The sequence below is a fragment of the Vibrio sp. dhg genome (assembly GCF_003443775.1).
Lineage (GTDB): Bacteria > Pseudomonadota > Gammaproteobacteria > Enterobacterales > Vibrionaceae > Vibrio > Vibrio natriegens.
This window is the reverse complement of record NZ_CP028943.1, coordinates 1,962,090-1,984,227: the sequence shown is the minus strand read 5'-3', so window position 1 is coordinate 1,984,227 and position 22,138 is coordinate 1,962,090. Positions and strand designations below refer to the sequence as shown.

The window sequence follows — 22,138 nt, the reverse complement described above, 5'->3', positions numbered from 1 at the left end:
TTAAGCGTGTGCGGCAAGTTGCTGAACTAACTGATAAGCTTTGCCTGAATTCATTGCCTCAATGGCTTGCTGCGCATTGGCTTTTAAATCTTCGTGACCGAACAGACGCATGAGCAATGCAACGTTCGCCGCGACAGCACCGAGCTGAGCGTCGGTTCCTTTTCCTGTGAGAATATTGGTGATGATTGCTTTATTCTCTTCTGGAGCGCCACCTTTAATCGCTTCTAGCGGGTGTGTTTCTAAACCGAAGTCTTGCGGAGTCAGTGTGTATTCAACAATTTGACCGTCTTTGATCTCTGCCACCGTGGTTGGTCCATGAATGGCCACTTCATCGAGCCCGCTGCCATGCACGACTGCGGCGCGCTTCATACCCATTTGTAGCATGGTTTCTGCAATAGGACGAACTAGTTCTTCGCTGTAAACACCCATTAATTCAATGTTAGGGTGAGCAGGGTTAATCAGTGGACCAAGAATATTGAAGATAGTGCGTGTTTTCATCGTTTGGCGCACTGGCATCGCATGGCGTACGCCACCGTGGTATTGGGGGGCAAACAGAAATGCAACACCAATTTCGTCCATCGCTTTACGCGTGTCTTCTGGGCTCATGGCAAGGTTGATGCCAAAAGAGTCCAGTAGATCAGAAGAGCCAGACTTACTGGATACACTGCGGTTGCCGTGTTTGGCGACTTTCAAGCCGCAAGCCGCTGCGACAAATGCTGCCGTGGTGGAAATGTTGATGGTATCGTGACCATCGCCACCAGTACCGACAATATCGGCAAAGTCATACTCAGGACGCGGGAACGGCTTTGCGTTGGCGAGCAGGGCTTTTGCTGCGCCGGAAATCTCGTCTGGAGTTTCGCCTTTAATCTTGAGTGCCGTTAGCGCTGATGCCATCAAAATTGGGTCGAGTTCACCACGAATAATGGTGTCGAACAGTTGCTGACTTTCTTCTTGAGTCAAAGCCTGTTGGTCATAAAGTTTGTTGATAATCGCTTCCATAATTCCTCTCCCTATTTCTTTATGCGTTGTTTTTCTCAAGCGCCCATTCGATAGCATTGGCTAATAGGGTTGCTCCATACGTGGTCATGATTGATTCCGGGTGGAACTGGAATCCGCAAACTTTATCTTGCTCGTGTACTACTGACATGGTTAATCCATCCACTTCAGCGGTAATGGTCAGCGTTTCTGGAACAGAGGTTGCGACCAATGAGTGATAACGGGCAATGGCCAGTGGTGATGGCAAATTGGCGTAAGTGGCGTGATTGTCATGCTCCATCATCGACACTTTGCCGTGAATGATCTCACCTGCGCCCGCAACCGTGCCGCCATAGGCTTCAACGATGGCCTGATGGCCAAGACAGATGCCTATCATTGGCACTTTGCCTTTCATGCGTTGAATTAAGTCTGGCATTGAGCCCGCTTCAGAAGGAGCGCCCGGACCTGGAGAGAGCAGAACAACTGGGTTTTCTAGCTCATTGACCGCGTGTTCTATGGTCTCGGCAGCAATGTTATTACGGTAAATGGTGACGGAATGACCAAGCGAACGAAATTGATCAACCAAGTTATAGGTAAAAGAGTCAAAGTTATCGATAAATACTATGTTAGCCATGCTCTGCTACTCCTCATGTGCTGCTTGAATAGCAGAAATAACGGCTTGTGCCTTACCGCGGGTTTCGTCCGCTTCCGCTTGTGGATCTGAATCGAAAACTACCCCTGCGCCTGCTTGTACTTGGGCAATACCGTTTTCAACATAGGCAGAGCGAATCACGATACAAGTATCTAGCGTGCCTTCTCCGGTTAGGTAACCAACTGCACCGCCATAGCTTCCGCGACGAACACCTTCCACGTCACGAATTAACTGCATAGCACGAATTTTTGGCGCGCCTGTCAGTGTGCCCATATTCATGCTTGCCTGATAAGCATGCAGGGCGTCTAAATCTTCGCGTAATTGACCGACGACGCGTGAAACTAAATGCATCACATGGCTGTAACGGTCTACCTTGAGTAAGTCAGCTACATAGCGAGTACCTGCCTCAGAGATACGTGCGACGTCGTTACGTGCCAGATCAACTAGCATCATGTGCTCTGCGTTTTCTTTCATGTCGGTACGCAGTTCAAGTTCGATACGGCTGTCGAGATCGAAATCGATTTCTCCATTCGGGCGCTTACCACGGCGGCGAGTGCCTGCGATTGGGTATATCTCAACCTGATTGGTGTCGGTTTCGTACTTCAAAGCACTTTCTGGCGAAGCGCCAAATAGAGTGAATAACTCATCTTGCATGTAGAACATGTATGGGCTCGGGTTACTCTTCTTCAGCTCTTTGTATGCCGCTAGTGGGGAAGGGCAAGGAAGCGTGAAACGGCGTGAAGGAACAACCTGGAAAATATCCCCTTTCACTACGTACTCTTTTAAATCACTGACAATCTGGCAGAAGTCTTCATCTGAGATGCTTGGTTGAGCTGTCACATCAGTAAGTTTAGCCGCACTAGGTAGATGCTTAGGCGCGCTACACTGTTCGCCGATCTCTGCAATGCGAGCTTCTAAAGTCGCTTGTTGCGAGTTATCGACAAATAGCGTTGCTTGCAAATGGCAAGACTCAGTTTGATGGTCAACGACGAGTAGTGTCTCGGCAACGTAAAAAACGTAATCAGGGCATTGATTGGTCGCATCTGCATGACCCAAAGGTTCGAAACTTGCCACTAAGTCGTAAGCGAATAAACCACCGAGGAAAATCGCGTGCTTATCTTTATCTTCTAGATCAAAACTGTGTTGAACTAAGCGCAGTGCATCGAATGAAGAAGCTTCACGTAAGCGAGAGTCTTCATCCAGAGTGTCGCATGGCTGGGAAAATTCAAGTGTGAGAGTCTCACCATCAAATTGAGAAGTGACGTCACTACGTACGTTCTTATTGATATGAGCAAGCAAGTTTTTACCATTGTCCGTTAATGCCTGCATGGTAACGGTATGGTCAAAACAAACAATGCGAACCGCAGAGTCAACGATCAAAAGTGACTTCAGGTCCTGTTTCGAATCAATTTCCGCAGATTCCAGAAGTAAGCTATCCGTCTTATTTTCACACAGGGTGTGAAACAAGCGGGTTGGGTCTTGAGTGTAAGGAACAGAAGCCGTTAGCACTTCCAGTTGTCCAAGATTCTTGATTTCAATGGCCTTGTTCACAAGACCTCCTTATAGCTATTTTAATCTTCCTGCCGAACATAGTGGCATAAACTAGGCGTTGGCCCAATTAAGAGTTTACGAGATCCGGTCAATGTTTAAGCAGTTAAACGTAAAAAGGGCGAAAAAACAAAAAGCCCGCTTTGGCAGCGGGCTTTTTAACGTTTGAATTTCTAAACTAGAAGTACACGTTTGCCCACCAAGAACTTGTCCAAGTGCGCCACCAAGCAACGTCTGCCGAGCTTGTCTTATTTAGACAAAGTGTAACTTTCGCTTTTTGGTTTTGCTTCAATTCTTGTAACATAGTGAGCCTTGAATAATGTGTTCTGTATTTGTGTACTAGTTAACTAGTGCGGAGATAAAAAGTCAACCCCAAAACAGCATTAAAACGATAAAAAATATGAGAATTGATTTACATAGCCATACCACAGCCTCTGATGGCCGACTGGAACCGAAAGATTTAGTGGATAGGGCACTGAGTTTTGATATCGAAGTTTTGGCGATTACAGACCATGATACCGTTGACGGTTTAGTGCCAGCGAAACAGTATGTAGAAGAGAATCAGTTGCCGATCAAAATTATTAACGGCATCGAAATCTCAACCGTTTGGCAAAATAAAGATATCCATATCGTGGGTTTGAATATTGACCCTGATAATCCAGCGTTGAAGACGCTTATTGAACAACAAAAACAGCATCGAATCACTCGTTCAGAGTTGATTGCATCGCGTCTGCAAAAAGCAACTCGTGAAGGCGTTCTGGAAGAGGTACAGCAGATTGCTGGTGACGCGCCAATTACACGTGCCCATTTCGCGAAATGGTTGGTGGACAATGGCTTCGCTAAAAATATGCAAATGGTGTTCAAAAAGTTCCTTACGCGTAACAACCCTGGTTATGTGCCACCGAATTGGTGTTCGATGAAAGATGCGATAGATGCCATTCACGCTGCTGGTGGCCACGCGGTGTTAGCCCATCCGGGTCGATATCAGTTGACAGCAAAGTGGATTAAGCGTCTTCTTGCGGCATTCGCGGAAGCAAATGGTGACGCGATGGAAGTCGCTCAGCCACAACAAGCACAACAAGAAAGACGCAATCTGGCGGATTATGCTATACAATACAAACTATTAGCGTCCCAAGGTAGCGACTTTCACTATCCGTCTCCTTGGATGGAGTTGGGTCGAAACCTCTGGTTGCCGTCAGGCGTAGAACCAGTTTGGAAAGATTGGGGCATTGACCCTTCGTTGGATCGCAACGAAGTCCACGCTCCATAAGGATATAGAGCCGAGAGGCTCGATAATGAGGAATTACAATGAGCCAGTTTTTTTACGTTCATCCAGAAAACCCACAGGCTCGCTTGATTAATCAAGCAGTAGCAATCATTCGTAACGGCGGTGTCGTGGTTTACCCAACCGATTCGGGTTACGCACTTGGCTGTCAACTGGAAAACAAACAGGCGTTAGAACGTATCTGTCAAATTCGTCGCTTGGACGATAAGCACAACTTCACGTTGTTATGTAGAGATTTATCCGAGATTTCGCTGTACGCACGCGTAGACAACGGCGCATTTCGATTACTGAAAAACAATACACCGGGGCCTTACACATTCATCTTCAAAGGTACAAAAGAAGTGCCTCGTCGTTTAATGAATGCAAAGCGTAAAACTATAGGTATCCGTGTTCCTGATAACCAAATCGCGCTTGATCTTTTGGAAGCATTGGGTGAGCCATTGATGTCTACGTCGTTGATTTTACCTAACAGTGACGTAGCTGAATCTGATCCAGAAGATATCCGTGACAAGTTAGAACATGCGGTTGACGTAATACTTAACGGCGGTTATTTGGGTGAACAACCGTCAACGGTTATCGACTTTAGTGAAGGTGACCCTGTCGTGGTTCGTCTTGGTTCGGGTGACCCTGCGCCATTTGAATAAGTGTGGTGTTAGCTTGATACAAAAAAGGAGGCTGAGATGCCTCCTTTTTTGTATCTGACGTATCGATTCGAAAACGAAGTAAATTCTTTAAGCGAACTCGAAAAGATCGATGCCTTTGTGATCCGCATAATCGATGTAACTCGATGTGACGCCATTAAGTGTCACTTCAACATTGTACTCATCACTGGAGAATACCGCCCAGCCACACTCATTGTATGAAAGGTCAAGATCTTCTGCTGAGTCAAGAAACGTATCGCGAATCCCATCCCCGTTGGTATCTCGTCCAAAATCGAAAACTAACTTATCCGAGAAAATACTGAAATCCAGTACTTCTGCTTTCACTTCGATGTCATTAGAAGAAACGGGTTGATCAGGAACACCAATCGCCATTCTGTTGGTGAACACGAATGAATCTGCGCCAAAGCCACCACTTAATACGGACTCACCATCACCGATAACAATGGTGTCATTGCCCCAACCGCCACTAATGAAATTATTACCTGAATAATCGAAAATGATGTCGTCTCCGAATCCGCCATACAGCGAGTCATTTCCCCGCCCGCCGAACAAGCTGTCTTCACCCCAGCCACCGAAAACATAATCGTTCCCGTCGAATCCGACGAAATTATCTTTACCGCCAAAACCGAAGAATATATCGGTTGTGTCGGTGCCTTTGGTGCCAGTCATATTGTCATCGTCGCTGGTGCCAAATATCCAATTGAGAGTAAGCGCTGTGTTTGACATTTCATTGTCCTTTTTATCTGATTATCTTAGCGGGCAAGTCAGTAAGTTGTTGTGGTAACAACCGTGATAATTTTATCAGCTGAAGTTGGAACGCAGCGGGCGAGAGAGTTCTAAATTAGTACGGTTCTTCGCCAGAATATTGATGGCCAGTAGGAAAAAAGTTGTATATCGGAGTTCAATCAGGTTACAAGCAGAAGGCGGAGAATAGAGAGGATTTCTCTTACATTAAACCAGAAAGTTACGTATAATGGCCGACTGAAAAAATCCCGTGAAGATGGGTAATTGCATAATACAGACCAATCCTGGTCTAGACGTCTGTGAAGACGACACATAGGTAGATAAATGAGCGAAAAGTTACAAAAAGTATTAGCACGTGCTGGTCACGGTTCTCGTCGTGAGATTGAATCGTTAATTAAATCTGGTCGCGTAAGCGTGAACGGTAATGTTGCTAAGCTTGGTGAAAGACTTGAAGATGAGAACAGCGTGGTTCGTATCGATGGTCACATTGTATCTGCGAAGATACAAGAAGAAGTGATCTGTCGTGTACTAGCGTACTACAAGCCTGAAGGTGAACTGTGTACTCGTCATGATCCGGAAGGTCGCCGTACTGTTTTTGATCGCCTGCCAAAGATTCGTGGCTCGCGTTGGATTTCGGTAGGTCGTCTGGACGCGAACACATCAGGTCTGTTGCTTTTCACTACGGATGGTGAATTGGCAAACCGCCTAATGCACCCAAGTCGCCAGGTTGAGCGTGAATATCTAGTACGTGTGTTCGGTGAAGTAACTGAACAAAAAGTTCGTAATCTAGTAAAAGGCGTAGAGCTGGAAGATGGTATGGCTCGCTTTGAAGACGTTGTTTACGCTGGTGGTGAAGGCATGAACCATACCTTCTATGTAGTAATCAACGAAGGTCGTAACCGAGAAGTCCGTCGTCTATGGGAATCTCAAGATTGTACGGTAAGCCGCCTGAAACGTGTTCGTTACGGTGATATCTTCCTGGACAAGAAACTGCCACGCGGCGGTTGGATGGAACTGGATCTGAAAGAAGTAAACTACCTGCGTGAGCTAGTAGAACTTCGTCCAGAGAAAGAAACCATGCTTGATCTGAACAAAGATAACACTTCACGTAAGCGTGAACGTGCACGTAGCCAAAAAATTCGTCGTGCAGTTAAGCGCCACGAAGAACGTGTAAATACGCCGAAAGGCCGCAGCAATAATCCTGCTCGTCGTAAGACAAAGAAAAGTGCGGGTGAGCAAGGCGTACGTAACAAACACCGTTAAGCATTATTAAAAAATCAGAAAGGCTTGCCCATTGGCAAGCCTTTTTCTTATCTGAACATCGAGAGATGGAAGCTTCTCTGGTAGATAAGAAGTTAGATAAAAAAACACCAGCATAAAGCTGGTGTTTTTATTCATGATAGGGGAAGCGTTAGTCGCGCTTCCAAAGCATATGACAGAACTTATGGTCTGGGTCTCGGCTGATTAGCATACGAGCAAATACGTCATCAAGTACGTCATTTTCCTCGTTTACTAGGCCGATACGCACTTCTGCATACACTTCTTTGTCGATCTCGAAGCCTACATGTTCAACCCAGTCTTCACCGGTTTCGACAAGTTCTGCGGCACCACGATCTTCAAACTGTGCAGTAAACAGAATGACATCAGCTGGCTCAAGGTTATCTGGAGCCATTTCAAGAAAAATGTCGTACGCAGCGTCGATAACGTCGTCGTAAGAAATCAAATCAGACATGCTTATGCTCGGCTCATGTATTTGCGTTCTGCAGTGTTAATCACTACTCGGTCACCCGTTGCGATGTATTCTGGAACTTGAACAGTAAGGCCAGAGGCAAAGCGGGCAGGTTTAGTACGTGCAGAAGCTGACGCACCTTTGATTGAAGGGTCAGTTTCTTCAATTACTAGCTCAACAGAAGATGGCAGTTCAAGGCCAACCGCTGAACCGTCTACCAAGATAACGTGAATACCTTGTGTGTCTTCGTTAATGAATAGCATCTCATCAGCTACGTCACTTTCTTTAAATGTGTATTGTGAGTAGTCTTCGTTATCCATAAAGATGTGTTCATCGCCATCTGCGTATGAGTACACAACGGCACGCTTGTTCATTTCTACCGTTTCAACAACATCATCAGACTTGTAACGCTCGTCTACACGTGCACCTGTTGTTAGATCTGTACAACGCATCTTGTAGATTTTCGCGCCGCCACGACCGCCTGGAGTCGTCACTTCGATGTCTTTAACTAGAAGAGTTTTACCATTAGACTCGATTGCGAAGCCTTTCTTGATTTCACTTGCCTTTGGCATTGTATTTTCCTATTGATACTTATTACGCAAAACTTGATGATTATAGCGTTAAGTTGTCTTGCTGGCATCAAAATTCATCGCTGAAATTGGCTTCATCTCTCATGAATAAACGCGTTATTAAGCTTGATCCAAATTCAGTGCTGGTAGATCATAATGTTCTTGAATCTTAAGCTTTAGATCGCGTTACTTTCAATGTCTCTTCCTGTTATCGACTCAAAACAACCTTTTCAAACCGAATTCGAACCTCTGATCAGAGAAGTTCTTACGTGCCTTAAAAGTGGGCTAGGGCAAAACTTACATAGTGTGTATGTCTATGGCAGTGTTGCGCGTAAAACGGCGGTGGCTGGTAAGTCGAACCTCGATTTAGTGGTTGTAACTAAAGCGGCATTTGAGTCTAACCGAGCCACGTTATTGAACACGATCAAGTGGCGTGCACAGCAAGGCTACCCGCAAGTAAACGGCGTTTCAGTCCGAACCGCACTGGTTAGTGATGTGGTGAACCTCGACAGTATTTTCACCTGGGGCTTTATGCTTAAACATTGCTGTGTCTGTATTTATGGTGATGATTTAGCGGACTGCTTTGGCGATTATGTTCCAAGCTGGGAGATTGCTAAACATTGGAACATGGATGTGGAAGAGTGGCTCTCCGTGTATCGTGCGAAAATTGCGCAGGCAAAAAGTGTCGAAGAGCAAACTCAAGCTCAAACGGTAATAGCCAAAAAGTTGTTGCGGGCGTCGTATTCTCTGATTATGTATCGCGATAAACGCTGGTTTGACGACCCTGTGGAGTGTGGTCAGGTATTTTTGACCTACCATCCAGAAATGCACTTGGAGATCGAACGTCTGGGCATATTGCTTGCAGGGCGGGCTATCCCTAAACGCTCGGTGATAGGCCTTTTGGATAGTTTTGGAGACTGGCTGGTCAAGCAGTATCAAAAAACAGAGTTTCGCATCGGTTAGCTAAAGCCGATTGTTAAAATAAGCCCATCTGCGGCGCGGACAGCGTCTCAAAATCAGTGCCGATAAAAGGTAGAATGGCATCAGCGACGGGCTTCAACTGCTTATCGATATAGTGTTGATAGTCAATTAAGCTACTGCGGTATTCATGTGGCTCTGGCCCATTAACGGTAATCACATACTCAATTCGACCTCGGTTTTGGTACTGTAATGGTCGACCAAGTTTGGCATTGATTTCGTCTGCCATTCGAGCGGCACGCACTTGGGGCGGAATGTTCTTTTGGTATTCGTGCAGTTTACGGCGCAGTCGCTTCTGATAAATCAATTGGTCATCGAATTCGCCGTTATTGGTTTTCTCAACCACTTCGCGCACATAGTCACTTGGATCTTCACCATGGAAGATCATGCCATAAAGTGTGTTTTGGAATCTTTGCGCCAGCGGTGTCCAGTCTGTGCGTGCGCTTTCTAGTCCTTTGAAAATAATCCGCTCATTTGCACCTTCACCAATTAATCCTGCGTATCGCTTCTTCGAGCCAGTTTCCGCCCCGCGGATGGTAGGCATCAAAAATTTACGATAGTGGGTCTCGTATTCGATTTCTAACATTGAAGTGAGGTTGTATTCTGAACGAAGATGATCCTGCCACCAGTTGTTAATGTGGTCGACTAATTGATTGCCGACTTTATCAGCCTCTGTCTGGCTGTAGGTGCGGTTTAACGACACAAAGGTGGAGTCCGTATCCCCATAAATGACCTGATAACCTTGTTCTTCAATCAGCACTTTGGTCTGCTTCATGATCTCGTGCCCGCGCATGGTGATACTGGATGCCAGTCGGGTATCAAAAAATCGGCAACCGGAGGAGCCTAATACGCCATAAAACGAGTTCATGATGATCTTAATCGCCTGAGAAAAGGCTTTTTCGTTGTTCTTCTTAGCAACATCACGTGCTGCCCAGAGCTTTTCAATCATCTCGGGCAAAAAGTGTTTTGTGCGATGGAATTGGCCACCACGAAATCCGGGTACCGCTTGATTGTCTTGTTTGCCGATCTCAAGTTGTAGCCCTTCAACAAGCCCCATAGGATCTATCAAGAAGGAACGAATGATGGACGGGTACAGGCTTTTAAAATCCAGCACTAAAACGGAGTCGTAAAGGTTCGGAATTGAATCCATTACGTACCCGCCAGGGCTGGCTATCCAGTTTTCTGGGTGTAAATTTGGCGCTACATAACCCGCGCGGTGAATTTGCGGCAGATAGAGATTAGTAAATGCAGCGACCGAGCCACCGACTCGATCCAGCTCTACGCCTGTTAATCGTGATCGTTCAATCGCGAAAGCGAGCAGGTGAGTGTGATCGAAGATCTTATTTACCAGAACACAATCCTGAAGATTATACTTTGCTAACGAAGGCTTATCAGAGCGATACATGCGATTGATCTCATCCATACGATCATGCACGTTGTGAATCTCTTTGCCTTCACCGAGTAATTCCTGAGAAACGGATTCCAGAGACCAGGAGCGAAAGTGGTATGTCGCGGTTTTTAGCGTGTCGATACCGTCCATCACCACGCGGCCGGGAATAGAAATGAACCCCTGTTGGCTTTGTGAGGAACTGCGGAAGAAACTCGCTTGATCCGCTCTGCCTAACTTGAGCTTCATGTTGTGCCATTCCGCTCTTTTGTGTAGTAAGCGGAAATCGAAGTCAATGACATTCCAGCCGACCACCACATCAGGGTCAAACTGCTTAAACCAAGCGACTAAAGCATCCAGTAAGGCTTTCTCGTTTTGTACCCACTCGATTGGGGTATCTGCAGGTTCAGGATCGCCTATCATAATGACGCGCGAGTCCATTGGACTGTCCAGACCAATAGAGTAGAGAATGCCTTTTTCCGAACACTCGATATCTAAAGAGACAACTTGCAGCTTCGGCTCATAGTCGCCAGAACGGCATTTTGCATGTTGAATGCGTTGGTATCCGTTGTAAGTTTGCTGGTTACCTGTAAATTCGATGCCACCTCTGATGAAGCGCTCCATCAAATAGCGGTCAGCAAGCCGAATGTCGCCTTCGTACGTGATAATGTCGTGATGTGAAAAGTGACCTTGTAACGACATGGCGTCTCGGGTAAGTCGTGTATAACAAGCCACAAGAGGGGTAAGCTCGAACGTTTTAATCTCTAACAAACGAAATTCGACGTGAATTTTGTTTGATTGGGTGAGCTCTCTGGCTTGCTCTAGGTCTGATTGAGCAATAAAGAACACTGGCTTTTCGCCATGAATCAGCAACTGAGTTGGTCCAGCTTCGGTTGATACCCATAGCTCTATCTGAGTCTGACCTTGGATATCTCGCGCCTGACGAGTGAGTAGGAAGCCTTGCTGGATGTTCAAGTGAGAAAAACCTTATCGATAATTTAAGCCGGATATTCTAGCACTAAGAGATAAGAAGGAAACGCGTAGTGATGGCCGTTGCTGGTTTTGTCGCCGAATCAGTTCAGGCATCGAGCCTGTATGCTAAAAATGTTCTGTTGCTAAGAATAGCGGTGAATTCAAACGATGACATTCCTGTATGATGGCACTTGAGCTCTGACCTGAGAGCATGGTATCTCGTTTATAGATTGACCATTTGGCCCTGATATTGAGTTGCGTTGGGCAATATAAAATCTAGTTGCTTGATTTATTACGATTAATGTTGTTAATTATCTTCAATTATATTTCGGTTCTGCGCAGTACGCTCTGAAATAACAGAGTGGTTTATGAATAAGTTCTTGCTAAAGTTTGCGTTTGAGCACATATTCATAGAAAGCAATTTTTCGTCAAATACGTTAGTATTAGGCGTCATACTGATATCCACATAGAACATCATGTGGGTGCAGAACCAATAGAAAGTGTGGAGATACAAGTTTGATAAATGTTTTCCTTGTAGATGATCACGAGCTGGTTCGCACAGGGATACGACGTATTATTGAAGACGTCCGTGGAATGAACGTAGCAGGAGAAGCTGACAGCGGTGAAGAGGCAGTAAAATGGTGTCGCAGTAATCATGCTGACGTCGTTTTAATGGACATGAACATGCCAGGAATCGGTGGCTTAGAAGCGACTAAAAAGATTCTTCGCGTGAATCCTGATGTAAAAATCATCGTACTTACCGTTCATACAGAAAATCCGTTTCCAACCAAAGTAATGCAGGCGGGTGCTTCTGGTTATTTAACCAAAGGTGCAGGCCCAGACGAGATGGTTAACGCGATTCGTGTGGTAAATAGTGGGCAGCGTTACATCTCTCCAGAGATCGCGCAGCAGATGGCATTGAGTCAATTCTCACCTGCCTCTGAAAACCCGTTTAAAGATTTATCTGAACGTGAATTGCAAATCATGTTGATGATTACCAAGGGTCAGAAAGTCACGGATATTTCTGAACAACTTAACTTGAGTCCAAAAACAGTTAACAGTTACCGCTATAGACTGTTTAGCAAATTGGACATTAATGGCGACGTTGAGTTAACACACTTAGCGATTCGTCACGGAATGCTGGACACTGAGACGCTTTAGTGTGAATCCTCCTTTTGATTCGGCTTCCTTTCTCAAGACAGTAACTCATCAGCCCGGCGTGTACAGAATGTACAACGCCGAGGCTGTTGTTATTTACGTCGGAAAAGCCAAAGACCTCCAAAAGCGCCTTTCGAGTTACTTTCGTAAAAAAGTCGACAGTGAAAAGACACGCGCACTCGTTCGCAATATTGCCAAAATCGACGTTACGGTCACTCATACCGAGACCGAAGCGCTGATCCTTGAACACAATTACATCAAGCAGTATTTACCTAAATACAATGTACTGTTGCGTGATGATAAATCCTATCCTTACATCTTTATCAGCGGGCATAAACATCCGCGCTTATCGATGCATCGAGGTGCTAAAAAGCGCAAAGGCGAGTACTTTGGCCCGTATCCGGATTCCGGTGCAGTGCGCGAAACGTTACATCTACTGCAAAAGATATTTCCCGTTCGCCAGTGCGAAGATACTGTCTATTCAAACCGTACCCGTCCATGTCTGATGTATCAAATTGGGCGCTGCGCAGGGCCGTGTGTCAGCTCAATCATATCAGACGACGAATATGCGGAGCTGGTGGGTTTTGTTCGCCTATTCCTGCAAGGCAAAGACCAGCAAGTACTTAAGATGCTAATTGAGAAAATGGAGCATGCTAGCCAGCAGCTACGCTTTGAAGATGCGGCAAAGTTTCGTGATCAGATTCAGGCAATCCGCCGTGTTCAGGAACAACAGTACGTTTCCGAAGACAGTATGGACGATATGGATGTACTTGGCTTTGCACAGGAAAGCGGAATTGCGTGTATCCATATTCTGATGATTCGTCAGGGGAAGGTTTTGGGTAGTCGAAGTCACTTCCCTAAAATTCCGCAAAATACCAGTCAGCAAGAAGTGTTTGATAGCTTCTTAACTCAGTATTATTTGAGTCACAACGAAGCGCGTACTATTCCCGCCCGGATTATTCTCAATCAGGAGCTGGCAGAGGATATTGAGCCGATTCAAAAAGCACTCTCCGAAGTTGCAGGACGTAAGGTTCGCTTTCATACATCACCCACTGGTGTCAGAGGGCGCTACCTCAAACTGTCGAATACCAATGCACTAACGGCAATTACCACTAAAATTAATCATAAGATGACCATCAATCAGCGCTTTCACGCCCTACGTGAAGTGCTGGATATGGAGTCGATAACGCGCATGGAATGTTTTGATATCTCTCATACGATGGGAGAGAGCACAATCGCGTCGTGTGTGGTTTTCAACAATGAAGGTCCGGTTAAACAAGAATATCGCCGTTACAACATTACGGGTATTACTGGTGGTGATGATTATGCCGCGATGGGGCAGGTATTGGATCGCCGATATTCAAAGCAACTGGATGTGGAGAAGATCCCAGACATCATTTTCATCGATGGTGGTAAAGGTCAGCTAAACCGTGCCCATGAAATCATTTCACAACACTGGGGAGATTGGCCAAAACGACCAATTTTAATCGGTATTGCGAAAGGGGTAACGCGTAAGCCCGGGCTGGAAACGTTAATCACGGTAGATGGCCATGAGTTTAATCTGCCAAGTGACGCCCCGGCGCTTCACCTTATTCAGCATATTCGAGACGAAAGCCATAATCATGCAATTGCAGGACATCGGGCTAAACGTGGCAAAACACGACGCACGAGTGCGCTAGAAGGGATTGAAGGTGTTGGACCGAAGCGACGCCAGGCTTTGCTGAAATACATGGGCGGATTACAGGAACTTAAACGTGCAAGTGTCGAAGAAATCGCCAAAGTACCGGGGATTAGTCACTCTTTAGCAGAAATTATTTTCCAAGCATTGAAACAATAAGGAAAATCCCGCAACATTAGCACGCAATGTGTAAGAGAATAATAAAATGCGATTGAATATCCCGAACATTCTGTCTCTTCTTAGACTGTTCTTAATTCCAGTTTTTGTGGTTGTTTTTTATCTGCCTTATTCATGGGCGCCTTTTGCTTCGGCAATGGTGTTTTGGGTAGCAGGCTTTACCGATTGGCTAGATGGTATGTTGGCTCGTAAGCTTGGCCAAACATCTCGTTTTGGCGCGTTTATCGATCCGGTAGCTGATAAAGTGCTGGTTGCGACGGCGTTGATTTTGATTACAGAACACTACCACACCATATGGGTGACAATTCCCGCTGTTACCATGATTGCTCGTGAGATCATCATTTCTGCCCTACGAGAGTGGATGGCTGAAATTGGTAAACGTGCCAGTGTCGCGGTTTCTTGGGTCGGTAAAGTTAAAACTCTCGCACAGATGTTTGCGTTGTGGGTGTTGATTTGGCGTTATGATGAATGGATGGTTTGGGTTGGCTTTGCGGCGCTTTACATCGCTACCGTCCTGACGTATTGGTCTATGATCCAATATCTCGCAGCAGCAAAAGACGATTTGCTCGATGAGAAGCATCATTAATAAAAAAGTATTTATACTAAGCAGGCACCCAATGCCTGCTTTTTTGTGCCCGTTAGAAATTAGTAGCTATTGGCGTACAAAAAATAAATGTGATTTAGATCCTGTTTTTCTTAGTGTTGCTTATCCGATACAACGAATAACCTGATTATGAACGGTTGATGTGAGCTGATTCTCTGGTATCTCTGGTAGGGGAGTAGCCAAAGTTTCACGATAAACAAGTGTATTTGAGCAAGTTTTTGTATTAAAACTAAGCAATCTACCGTCTTTCGCACAAATTCTAGTCAAACGATTTAAAAAAATAAAAATAGTGTTGACTCGATCGCTCGAATCCGTAGAATGCATCCCGTACCCAAGAGAGCAAGGCTCAAAAGGGTGGTTAGAAAAGGTTATCTTTTCTTGCAATGAGGCGCCTTGGCAGAGTGGCTATGCAGCGGATTGCAAATCCGTGGACCTCGGTTCGACTCCGGGAGGCGCCTCCATTATTCTGTTGAGAGCAAATGGCTTTCGAGAATAAATGCGACACTAGCTCAGTTGGTAGAGCGCAACCTTGCCAAGGTTGAGGTCACGAGTTCGAACCTCGTGTGTCGCTCCAAAAATTTAAAGATATGGCGTTAAGCGGTATCAGATGGTGTTTTACTTTTCTGTAAAGGCATCACAAAGTATATTTGTGTGCCCTGGTGGTGGAATTGGTAGACACAAGGGATTTAAAATCCCTCGGCGTTCGCGCTGTGCCGGTTCAAGTCCGGCCCGGGGCACCATCTCATGCGACACTAGCTCAGTTGGTAGAGCGCAACCTTGCCAAGGTTGAGGTCACGAGTTCGAACCTCGTGTGTCGCTCCAAAATACGAAAACCCAGCATTCTTATGCTGGGTTTTTTTCGTTTTTCTCCCTAGAAAAATAGCAGTTTCTAGGAACTCTCTCATATTTCACGTCTCAACCGTATTTTCTGATCACATCGTTCAGTGTTATTCGCGGTCTAATTTGTTCGTATTTTCAGCTTGTTATGTGTCTCTGTTGTGCGTCGCGATTACCTTATATAGGCTAAGGTTACAAGTTCTGCCGCCATTGGCAAAATACAATTGCGTCCGAGATCAATAAATCAATGATGAAAAATCATTGCCATGAGATTTTATTTTGTGATAAATTCGCGCGCAATCTCGGAGCGTAATTTACGCCTTTGGTTCTCTGGGGGATACGCGTAGTGAACATTCAAGCTGATTGTGACACTACGTAGGGTAGGTATCGGCAAAGCCTTTTGTTGATAGACGGGATACTAATGCTGTAAGTGCAGCATATTAATGGGAAACCCAACATTGCAACCTTTGAATAAACACACACTAATCAGCTTCATACTGCCGAAATGTCCTGTTTTACAAAACGGGTGCATTACGGAACCTTGATTACGTCCCAGCGCATATAGAAGTCACGAATGTCGTGACAGGATTATCTGTGTTTGTCATCTCAGCCATGACAAATGCGGAGGTTTACTTATTTCTCCTGTAACTTTTTTCTAATGATAATTAAAACAGGATGAAGAACTAATATAATTCAAGGGATTACCTAGTATGACCACTGCCTTTGAAGTCGATAACAATATCGCAAACATTTTTTCATCACAGGTTCCAGTTGTTGAGGGAACGTACGACTTAACTCCAGACCAAGTATTACTTGATCAGGCTGAGCACGAATCAGCGGTTCGCTCTTATCCTCGTCGCTTGCCGATTGCTATTAAACAGGCTTATGGCTGTTTAGTAGAAGATACTCGAGGTCAAATCTTTTTGGATTGCCTTGCGGGTGCTGGTACTTTGGCACTGGGTTATAACCACCCAGAAATCAATCAAGCATTGAAAGATCAGCTAGATTCTGGCCTACCTTATCAGACGCTTGATATTGCTACCTCGGCGAAAACGCATTTCATTCAGTCTGTGAAGTCTTTTCTTCCTCAAGAACTGGGTGATAACTGTGTGATTCAGTTCTGTGGACCATCTGGTGCCGATGCAGTTGAAGCGGCGATCAAACTGGCGAAACAGACGACTGGCCGTAACACTATGTTCGCATTCCGTGGTGCTTACCATGGTATGACTAACGGTACGATGGGCATGATGGGTAACTTAGGTACTAAGGCTCGTCGTACAGGTCTGATGTCAGACGTACATTTTATGCCTTTCCCATACAACTTACGTTGCCCGTTTGGACTTGGTGGCGATGAAGGTGCGAAAGCGAGTATTCGTTACATCGAGCGTCTTCTAAATGATGACGAAGCAGGCATTATGAAGCCGGCGGCAATCATCGTTGAACCAGTACAAGGTGAGGGTGGTGTTATCCCTGCGCCAGCATTCTGGCTGCGTGAGCTTCGCCGTATCTGTGATGAACACGGCATTCTGTTGATCTTCGACGAAATTCAATGTGGTGTTGGTAAATCTGGCTACAACTTTGCTTTCGAAGAAGCCGGCATCGTTCCAGACGTGTTGTGTTTGTCGAAAGCGATCGGTGGTGGTATGCCGATGTCGCTTCTTGTTATCAACAAGCAGCACGATACCTGGAATCCGGGCGAGCACACGGGTACGTTCCGCGGTAACCAGCTTGCAATGGTTAGTGGTGCGAAAGCGCTAGAGATTATTCAACGTGACAACCTTGTCGAGCATGCAAACATTGCTGGCCAATACCTTCGTTTTGGTCTGGAAGGCATTCAGAAGCGCGTTAACTGTATCGCAGAAGTTCGCGGCAAAGGTTTGATGCTGGGCGTTGAAATTAAGAACCCTAATGGCGAATTGAACAAGTTCGGTGAGCCTGTGGCTGATGGTCAGCTGACGCTTGCGATTCAACGTGCGGCACTAGAGCGTGGCTTGATGGTAGAGAAGGGTGGCCGTGAAGGCTCTGTAATTCGTTTCCTTCCACCACTGATTATTTCATTTGAGCAAATCGACTTTGCTCTGCGTGTGCTTGAAGAAGCCATCATTGCTGCTGGCGGTAGCCATGTTGAAGCTTCACCACAGGAAGAGTGGAAAAAGCACTTCGTTCACACTGGTGAATTAGGTAGTACTGAGTTTGCATCAGTGATGAACCACACGACTGCAGCTATGAAGTCTGTATTCGAACAAGTGAGTGCGCCATATTCAGGTATGGACCCTAAAGCGTTAGAAGAAGCGATCAATGCTGTCGACCTAGACAACAAAAATGCGCCTCTTAAATCAGTGATTGACGACGCTGCAGAGCTTGTTGCCAAGAATGCGATCTTTACACAGCACCCTGATTGTATTGCGCATTTACACACGCCACCGCTCATGCCTGCGATTGCGGCTGAAGCGATGATTGCAGCTCTGAACCAGTCTATGGACTCTTGGGATCAAGCATCTTCTGCGACTTACGTTGAGCAAAAAGTGGTGAACTGGCTTTGCGACAAATACGAGCTAGGCGAGCAAGCTGACGGTATTTTCACTAGCGGCGGCACTCAAAGTAACCAAATGGGCTTGATGCTGGCGCGAGACTGGATCGCAGACAAACTAAGTGGTCACTCTATTCAGAAGCTAGGTCTTCCAGAGTACGCCGACAAACTGAGAATTGTGTGTTCGAAGAAATCACACTTCACGGTTCAAAAATCAGCGTCTTGGATGGGACTTGGCGAAAAAGCAGTCATGACTGTTGATGCCAATCCAGACGGTACGATGGATGTGAACAAACTGGATGACGTGCTGACTCAGGCAAAAGCGGAAGGTTTAATCCCATTTGCGATCGTGGGTACAGCTGGTACAACCGATCACGGCGCGATTGATGATCTAGACTTCATTGCAGACATGGCTGAAAAACATGAACTGTGGATGCATGTCGACGGCGCATATGGTGGTGCTTTGATTCTTAGCAGCCAAAAAGCTCGCCTAAAAGGTGTTGAGCGTGCGCAGTCTATCAGCGTTGACTTCCACAAGTTGTTCTACCAAACAATCAGTTGTGGTGCGCTTCTTGTTAATGACAAGTCAAACTTCAAGTTCCTGCTTCATCATGCAGATTACTTGAACCGCGAACACGACGAACTACCAAACTTGGTAGATAAGTCTATCGCAACAACTAAGCGTTTTGATGCTTTAAAAGTATTTATGACAATGCAAAGCGTGGGGCCAAAAGCTCTGGGCGACATGTACGACCATCTGCTTGATCAAACGCTAGAAGTAGCAGATATGATCCGCGATAACGACAACTTTGAGTTGTTGGCGGAACCATCACTATCTACGGTTCTGTTCCGTGCGACACATGAATCCGCAGATCTTGATGAACTAAATAAAGCGTTGCGTTTAGAGGCGCTGACTCGCGGAACCGCAGTACTGGGTGAAACCATTGTTGACGGTAAAACCGCTCTTAAATTTACGATTTTGAACCCGTGTCTAACGACGGCGGACTTTGAATCTTTGCTCTCAAAAATCCATATGCTAGCAGTTGAGCTAGTTTAACAAAGGTAACGGAAAACTATGGCAATTCTACAGATTGGTGCAGGCGGCGTTGGCTGGGTAGTTGCACACAAAGCAGCACAAAACAACGACGTTCTGGGTGATATCACAATCGCATCACGTACCGTAGGTAAGTGTGAGAAAATCATCGAATCTATTCAGAAGAAAAATAACCTGAAAGATTCAACTAAGAAATTAGAAGCTAGAGCAGTTAATGCTGACGACGTAGATTCTCTTGTTGCTCTTATTAAAGAAGTTAAGCCTGATCTTGTGATCAACGCTGGTCCTCCATGGGTAAACATGCCAATCATGGAAGCATGTTACCAAGCGAAAGTGTCATACCTGGATACATCAGTAGCAGTTGACCTGTGTTCTGAAGGTCAGCAAGTACCTCAGGCTTATGATTGGCAGTGGGGTTACCGTGAGAAGTTCGAAGAAGCGGGCATCACTGGTATCCTAGGTGCTGGTTTCGATCCAGGCGTAGTATCGGTATTTGCAGCGTACGCAGTTAAGCATCTGTTCGATGAAATCGATACTATCGACGTAATGGACGTAAACGCTGGTGACCACGGTAAGAAGTTTGCGACAAACTTCGACCCAGAAACCAACATGCTAGAGATCCAAGGCGACTCTTTCTACTGGGAAAATGGCGAGTGGAAACAAGTACCTTGTCACTCTCGTATGCTTGAGTTTGAATTCCCTAACTGTGGCTCACACAAAGTGTACTCAATGGCGCACGATGAAGTTCGTTCAATGAAGGAATTCATCCCTGCAAAACGCATTGAATTCTGGATGGGTTTCGGTGACCGTTACCTAAACTACTTCAATGTAATGCGTGATATCGGCCTATTGAGCCCAGACCCACTAACGCTGCACGATGGTACAGTAGTACAGCCTCTGCACGTATTGAAAGCGCTACTACCAGATCCAACTTCTCTTGCACCAGGCTACACCGGTCTAACGTGTATCGGTACTTGGGTTCAAGGTAAGAAAGACGGTAAAGAGCGCAGCGTCTTCATCTACAACAATGCTGACCACGAAGTGGCATACGAAGACGTAGAGCACCAGGCGATCTCTTACACCACAGGTGTACCAGCGATCACTGCGGCACTGCAATTCTTCCGTGGCGAGTGGGCGGATAAAGGTGTGTTCAATATGGAACAGCTAAACCCAGATCCGTTCCTGGAAACCATGCCTTCTATCGGTCTGGATTGGCATGTTCAAGAGCTTGAAGCAGGTCAGGGACTTCCAGTTATCCACGAACTTAAAAAGTAACTATTTAAGCTCGTAGCAAACCTGGAATTAACTTAAATCTAAGCCGATGCGAATGCGTCGGCTTTGTTCGATTTTATAGTGCCTTCGTTTAGGCGAGGGGACTCAAGGTATTACAATGCAACACAACGAACTAAAAACCCCGTACTTCATGATCAATGAAGACAAGCTGGTAGAAAACCTAGAGAAAGCTAAACAGCTGAAAGAAATCTCAGGTGTGAAGCTGGTTCTTGCACTGAAGTGTTTCTCAACTTGGGGTGTTTTCGACATCATCAAGCCTTACTTAGACGGAACAACAAGTTCTGGCCCGTTTGAAGTGAAGCTTGGTCATGAAACGTTTGGCGGTGAAACGCACGCATACAGTGTGGGTTACAGTGAAGACGACGTACGTGAGGTTGCTGACATCTGTGACAAGATGATCTTTAACTCGCAATCTCAGCTTGCTGCTTACCGTCATATCGTTGAAGGTAAAGCGTCAATTGGTCTGCGCTTGAATCCAGGCGTGAGCTATGCAGGTCAAGACTTAGCGAACCCTGCACGTCAATTCTCTCGCCTTGGTGTACAAGCGGATCACATCAATTCAGAAGTATTTGACGGTATTGATGGCGTGATGTTCCACATGAACTGTGAGAACAAAGACGTAGATGCGTTTATTGGATTACTGGATGCGATTTCAGAACAGTTTGGTGAGTACCTAAACAAGCTTGATTGGGTAAGCATGGGCGGCGGCGTGTTCTTTACGTGGCCTGGTTACGATATTGAAAAGCTAGGTCTTGCTCTGAAAGCCTTCTCTGAGAAACACGGCGTACAAATGTACTTAGAGCCTGGTGAAGCGATCATTACTAAGACCACGGATCTGGTTGTGACTGTGGTTGATATCGTAGAGAACGTTAAGAAAACTGCGATTGTTGACTCTGCAACTGAAGCACACCGTTTAGATACGCTGATTTACAACGAGCCGGCTTCAATTCTAGAAGCGTCTGAGAATGGCGAGCACGAATACGTGATCGGTTCATGCTCATGCCTTGCGGGTGACCAATTCTGTGTGGCGAACTTTGAACAGCCGCTAGAAATTGGCCAACGTCTACACATTTTAGATAGTGCAGGCTACACCATGGTGAAACTAAACTGGTTTAACGGTTTGCGTATGCCTTCTGTTTACTGTGAGCGTTCAAACGGCGAGATTCAAAAGCTGAACGAGTTTGATTATTCAGATTTTAAACGTTCACTATCTCAATGGTCAGTGAAATAAGCGTTCTGGCTTTCTGTACTATATCAATGCAAAAGAGCAGCTGAGGCTGCTCTTTTTTATAGGAGGCGGGGCAGG

The 22,138-nt window shown here is 45.7% G+C and carries 18 protein-coding genes, 4 tRNA genes and 1 other annotated feature; of the genes, 14 read left to right on the top strand and 8 right to left on the bottom strand.

Going from position 1 to position 22,138, the window contains the following annotated elements:
- From trpD to DBX26_RS09145, 4 genes are all read right to left on the bottom strand, one after another.
- On the bottom strand, positions 1-999 hold the full coding sequence (gene trpD / locus DBX26_RS09160) for an anthranilate phosphoribosyltransferase (RefSeq protein ID WP_020335571.1): 999 nt from the start codon (positions 997-999) through the stop codon (positions 1-3).
- 19 nt (positions 1,000-1,018) lie between these two features.
- Complete coding sequence (locus DBX26_RS09155) at positions 1,019-1,609, bottom strand: aminodeoxychorismate/anthranilate synthase component II (RefSeq protein WP_014232407.1); 591 nt, start codon at positions 1,607-1,609, stop codon at positions 1,019-1,021.
- Between the two features lie 6 nt (positions 1,610-1,615).
- The gene (locus DBX26_RS09150; protein WP_118118864.1) at positions 1,616-3,178 is read right to left on the bottom strand and encodes an anthranilate synthase component 1; all 1,563 of its coding nucleotides are present in this window, start codon (positions 3,176-3,178) and stop codon (positions 1,616-1,618) included.
- Between the two features lie 125 nt (positions 3,179-3,303).
- Positions 3,304-3,407 (bottom strand) — a sequence feature (Trp leader region).
- The gene (locus DBX26_RS09145; RefSeq protein WP_118118862.1) at positions 3,354-3,479 is read right to left on the bottom strand and encodes a Trp operon leader peptide; all 126 of its coding nucleotides are present in this window, start codon (positions 3,477-3,479) and stop codon (positions 3,354-3,356) included. Its footprint overlaps the feature before it by 54 nt.
- Positions 3,480-3,575: 96 nt before the next feature.
- Between DBX26_RS09145 and DBX26_RS09140 the strand changes: the two genes are divergently transcribed.
- Together DBX26_RS09140 and DBX26_RS09135 are read left to right on the top strand one after the other, a co-directional pair.
- Positions 3,576-4,445, top strand: coding sequence for a PHP domain-containing protein (locus tag DBX26_RS09140; protein ID WP_014232404.1), 870 nt, complete (start codon positions 3,576-3,578; stop codon positions 4,443-4,445).
- Between the two features lie 38 nt (positions 4,446-4,483).
- The gene (locus DBX26_RS09135; RefSeq protein WP_014232403.1) at positions 4,484-5,104 is read left to right on the top strand and encodes an L-threonylcarbamoyladenylate synthase; all 621 of its coding nucleotides are present in this window, start codon (positions 4,484-4,486) and stop codon (positions 5,102-5,104) included.
- An 87-nt stretch (positions 5,105-5,191) separates the two neighbouring features.
- Here the strand turns inward: DBX26_RS09135 and DBX26_RS09130 are convergent, their stop codons facing one another.
- A complete protein-coding gene (locus DBX26_RS09130) occupies positions 5,192-5,848 on the bottom strand; it encodes a calcium-binding protein (RefSeq protein ID WP_118118860.1) in 657 nt (218 codons plus the stop codon).
- 342 nt (positions 5,849-6,190) lie between these two features.
- Here DBX26_RS09130 and rluB point away from each other — a divergent pair, with 342 nt between their 5' ends.
- Positions 6,191-7,129, top strand: a complete 939-nt coding sequence (rluB, locus tag DBX26_RS09125; RefSeq protein ID WP_014232401.1) for a 23S rRNA pseudouridine(2605) synthase RluB — start codon at positions 6,191-6,193, stop codon at positions 7,127-7,129.
- A gap of 148 nt (positions 7,130-7,277) precedes the next feature.
- On the opposite strand, the gene DBX26_RS09120 is transcribed toward rluB, so the two are convergent.
- Both DBX26_RS09120 and yeiP read right to left on the bottom strand, forming a co-directional pair.
- The gene (locus DBX26_RS09120) at positions 7,278-7,598 is read right to left on the bottom strand and encodes an HI1450 family dsDNA-mimic protein (protein WP_014232400.1); all 321 of its coding nucleotides are present in this window, start codon (positions 7,596-7,598) and stop codon (positions 7,278-7,280) included.
- A gap of 2 nt (positions 7,599-7,600) precedes the next feature.
- Positions 7,601-8,167, bottom strand: coding sequence for an elongation factor P-like protein YeiP (gene yeiP, locus DBX26_RS09115; RefSeq protein WP_014232399.1), 567 nt, complete (start codon positions 8,165-8,167; stop codon positions 7,601-7,603).
- A gap of 192 nt (positions 8,168-8,359) precedes the next feature.
- Here yeiP and DBX26_RS09110 point away from each other — a divergent pair, with 192 nt between their 5' ends.
- Positions 8,360-9,127: a nucleotidyltransferase domain-containing protein gene (locus DBX26_RS09110; RefSeq protein ID WP_118118858.1), complete on the top strand. Its 768-nt coding sequence runs from the start codon at positions 8,360-8,362 to the stop codon at positions 9,125-9,127.
- 13 nt (positions 9,128-9,140) lie between these two features.
- Here the strand turns inward: DBX26_RS09110 and DBX26_RS09105 are convergent, their stop codons facing one another.
- Entirely contained in the window at positions 9,141-11,504 is a 2,364-nt protein-coding gene (locus DBX26_RS09105; RefSeq protein WP_118118856.1) for a DNA polymerase II, read from the bottom strand.
- 513 nt (positions 11,505-12,017) lie between these two features.
- On the opposite strand from DBX26_RS09105, the gene uvrY reads away from it, so the two are divergent.
- The 10 genes from uvrY (at position 12,018) to nspC (ending at position 22,063) form a co-directional block, all read left to right on the top strand.
- A complete protein-coding gene (uvrY, locus tag DBX26_RS09100; RefSeq protein WP_014232396.1) occupies positions 12,018-12,662 on the top strand; it encodes a UvrY/SirA/GacA family response regulator transcription factor in 645 nt (214 codons plus the stop codon).
- Position 12,663: 1 nt separating this feature from the next.
- Positions 12,664-14,496, top strand: coding sequence for an excinuclease ABC subunit UvrC (uvrC, locus tag DBX26_RS09095; RefSeq protein ID WP_014232395.1), 1,833 nt, complete (start codon positions 12,664-12,666; stop codon positions 14,494-14,496).
- Positions 14,497-14,542: 46 nt separating this feature from the next.
- The gene (pgsA, locus tag DBX26_RS09090; RefSeq protein WP_014232394.1) at positions 14,543-15,100 is read left to right on the top strand and encodes a CDP-diacylglycerol--glycerol-3-phosphate 3-phosphatidyltransferase; all 558 of its coding nucleotides are present in this window, start codon (positions 14,543-14,545) and stop codon (positions 15,098-15,100) included.
- A gap of 405 nt (positions 15,101-15,505) precedes the next feature.
- Positions 15,506-15,579, top strand: a tRNA-Cys gene (locus DBX26_RS09085).
- A gap of 37 nt (positions 15,580-15,616) precedes the next feature.
- Positions 15,617-15,692 (top strand) — tRNA-Gly (locus DBX26_RS09080).
- Positions 15,693-15,771: 79 nt separating this feature from the next.
- A tRNA-Leu gene (locus tag DBX26_RS09075) sits at positions 15,772-15,858 on the top strand.
- 6 nt (positions 15,859-15,864) lie between these two features.
- A tRNA-Gly gene (locus DBX26_RS09070) sits at positions 15,865-15,940 on the top strand.
- Positions 15,941-16,665: 725 nt separating this feature from the next.
- Positions 16,666-19,542, top strand: coding sequence for a pyridoxal phosphate-dependent class III aminotransferase (locus DBX26_RS09060; protein WP_118118854.1), 2,877 nt, complete (start codon positions 16,666-16,668; stop codon positions 19,540-19,542).
- An 18-nt stretch (positions 19,543-19,560) separates the two neighbouring features.
- Positions 19,561-20,814, top strand: coding sequence for a carboxynorspermidine synthase (locus DBX26_RS09055; RefSeq protein WP_014232392.1), 1,254 nt, complete (start codon positions 19,561-19,563; stop codon positions 20,812-20,814).
- A 115-nt stretch (positions 20,815-20,929) separates the two neighbouring features.
- Complete coding sequence (gene nspC, locus DBX26_RS09050; protein ID WP_014232391.1) at positions 20,930-22,063, top strand: carboxynorspermidine decarboxylase; 1,134 nt, start codon at positions 20,930-20,932, stop codon at positions 22,061-22,063.
- Positions 22,064-22,138: the final 75 nt, after the last annotated feature.

Bases quoted from the DNA above. Each gene is read 5' to 3' on its own strand.
- trpD (WP_020335571.1), bottom strand. From the start codon at position 999: ATGGAAGCGATTATCAACAAACTTTATGACCAACAGGCTTTGACTCAA.
- DBX26_RS09155 (WP_014232407.1), bottom strand. From the start codon at position 1,609: ATGGCTAACATAGTATTTATCGATAACTTTGACTCTTTTACCTATAAC.
- DBX26_RS09145 (WP_118118862.1), bottom strand. From the start codon at position 3,479: ATGTTACAAGAATTGAAGCAAAACCAAAAAGCGAAAGTTACACTTTGT.
- DBX26_RS09140 (WP_014232404.1), top strand. From the start codon at position 3,576: ATGAGAATTGATTTACATAGCCATACCACAGCCTCTGATGGCCGACTG.
- DBX26_RS09135 (WP_014232403.1), top strand. From the start codon at position 4,484: ATGAGCCAGTTTTTTTACGTTCATCCAGAAAACCCACAGGCTCGCTTG.
- DBX26_RS09130 (WP_118118860.1), bottom strand. From the start codon at position 5,848: ATGTCAAACACAGCGCTTACTCTCAATTGGATATTTGGCACCAGCGAC.
- rluB (WP_014232401.1), top strand. From the start codon at position 6,191: ATGAGCGAAAAGTTACAAAAAGTATTAGCACGTGCTGGTCACGGTTCT.
- DBX26_RS09120 (WP_014232400.1), bottom strand. From the start codon at position 7,598: ATGTCTGATTTGATTTCTTACGACGACGTTATCGACGCTGCGTACGAC.
- yeiP (WP_014232399.1), bottom strand. From the start codon at position 8,167: ATGCCAAAGGCAAGTGAAATCAAGAAAGGCTTCGCAATCGAGTCTAAT.
- DBX26_RS09110 (WP_118118858.1), top strand. From the start codon at position 8,360: ATGTCTCTTCCTGTTATCGACTCAAAACAACCTTTTCAAACCGAATTC.
- pgsA (WP_014232394.1), top strand. From the start codon at position 14,543: ATGCGATTGAATATCCCGAACATTCTGTCTCTTCTTAGACTGTTCTTA.
- DBX26_RS09060 (WP_118118854.1), top strand. From the start codon at position 16,666: ATGACCACTGCCTTTGAAGTCGATAACAATATCGCAAACATTTTTTCA.
- DBX26_RS09055 (WP_014232392.1), top strand. From the start codon at position 19,561: ATGGCAATTCTACAGATTGGTGCAGGCGGCGTTGGCTGGGTAGTTGCA.
- nspC (WP_014232391.1), top strand. From the start codon at position 20,930: ATGCAACACAACGAACTAAAAACCCCGTACTTCATGATCAATGAAGAC.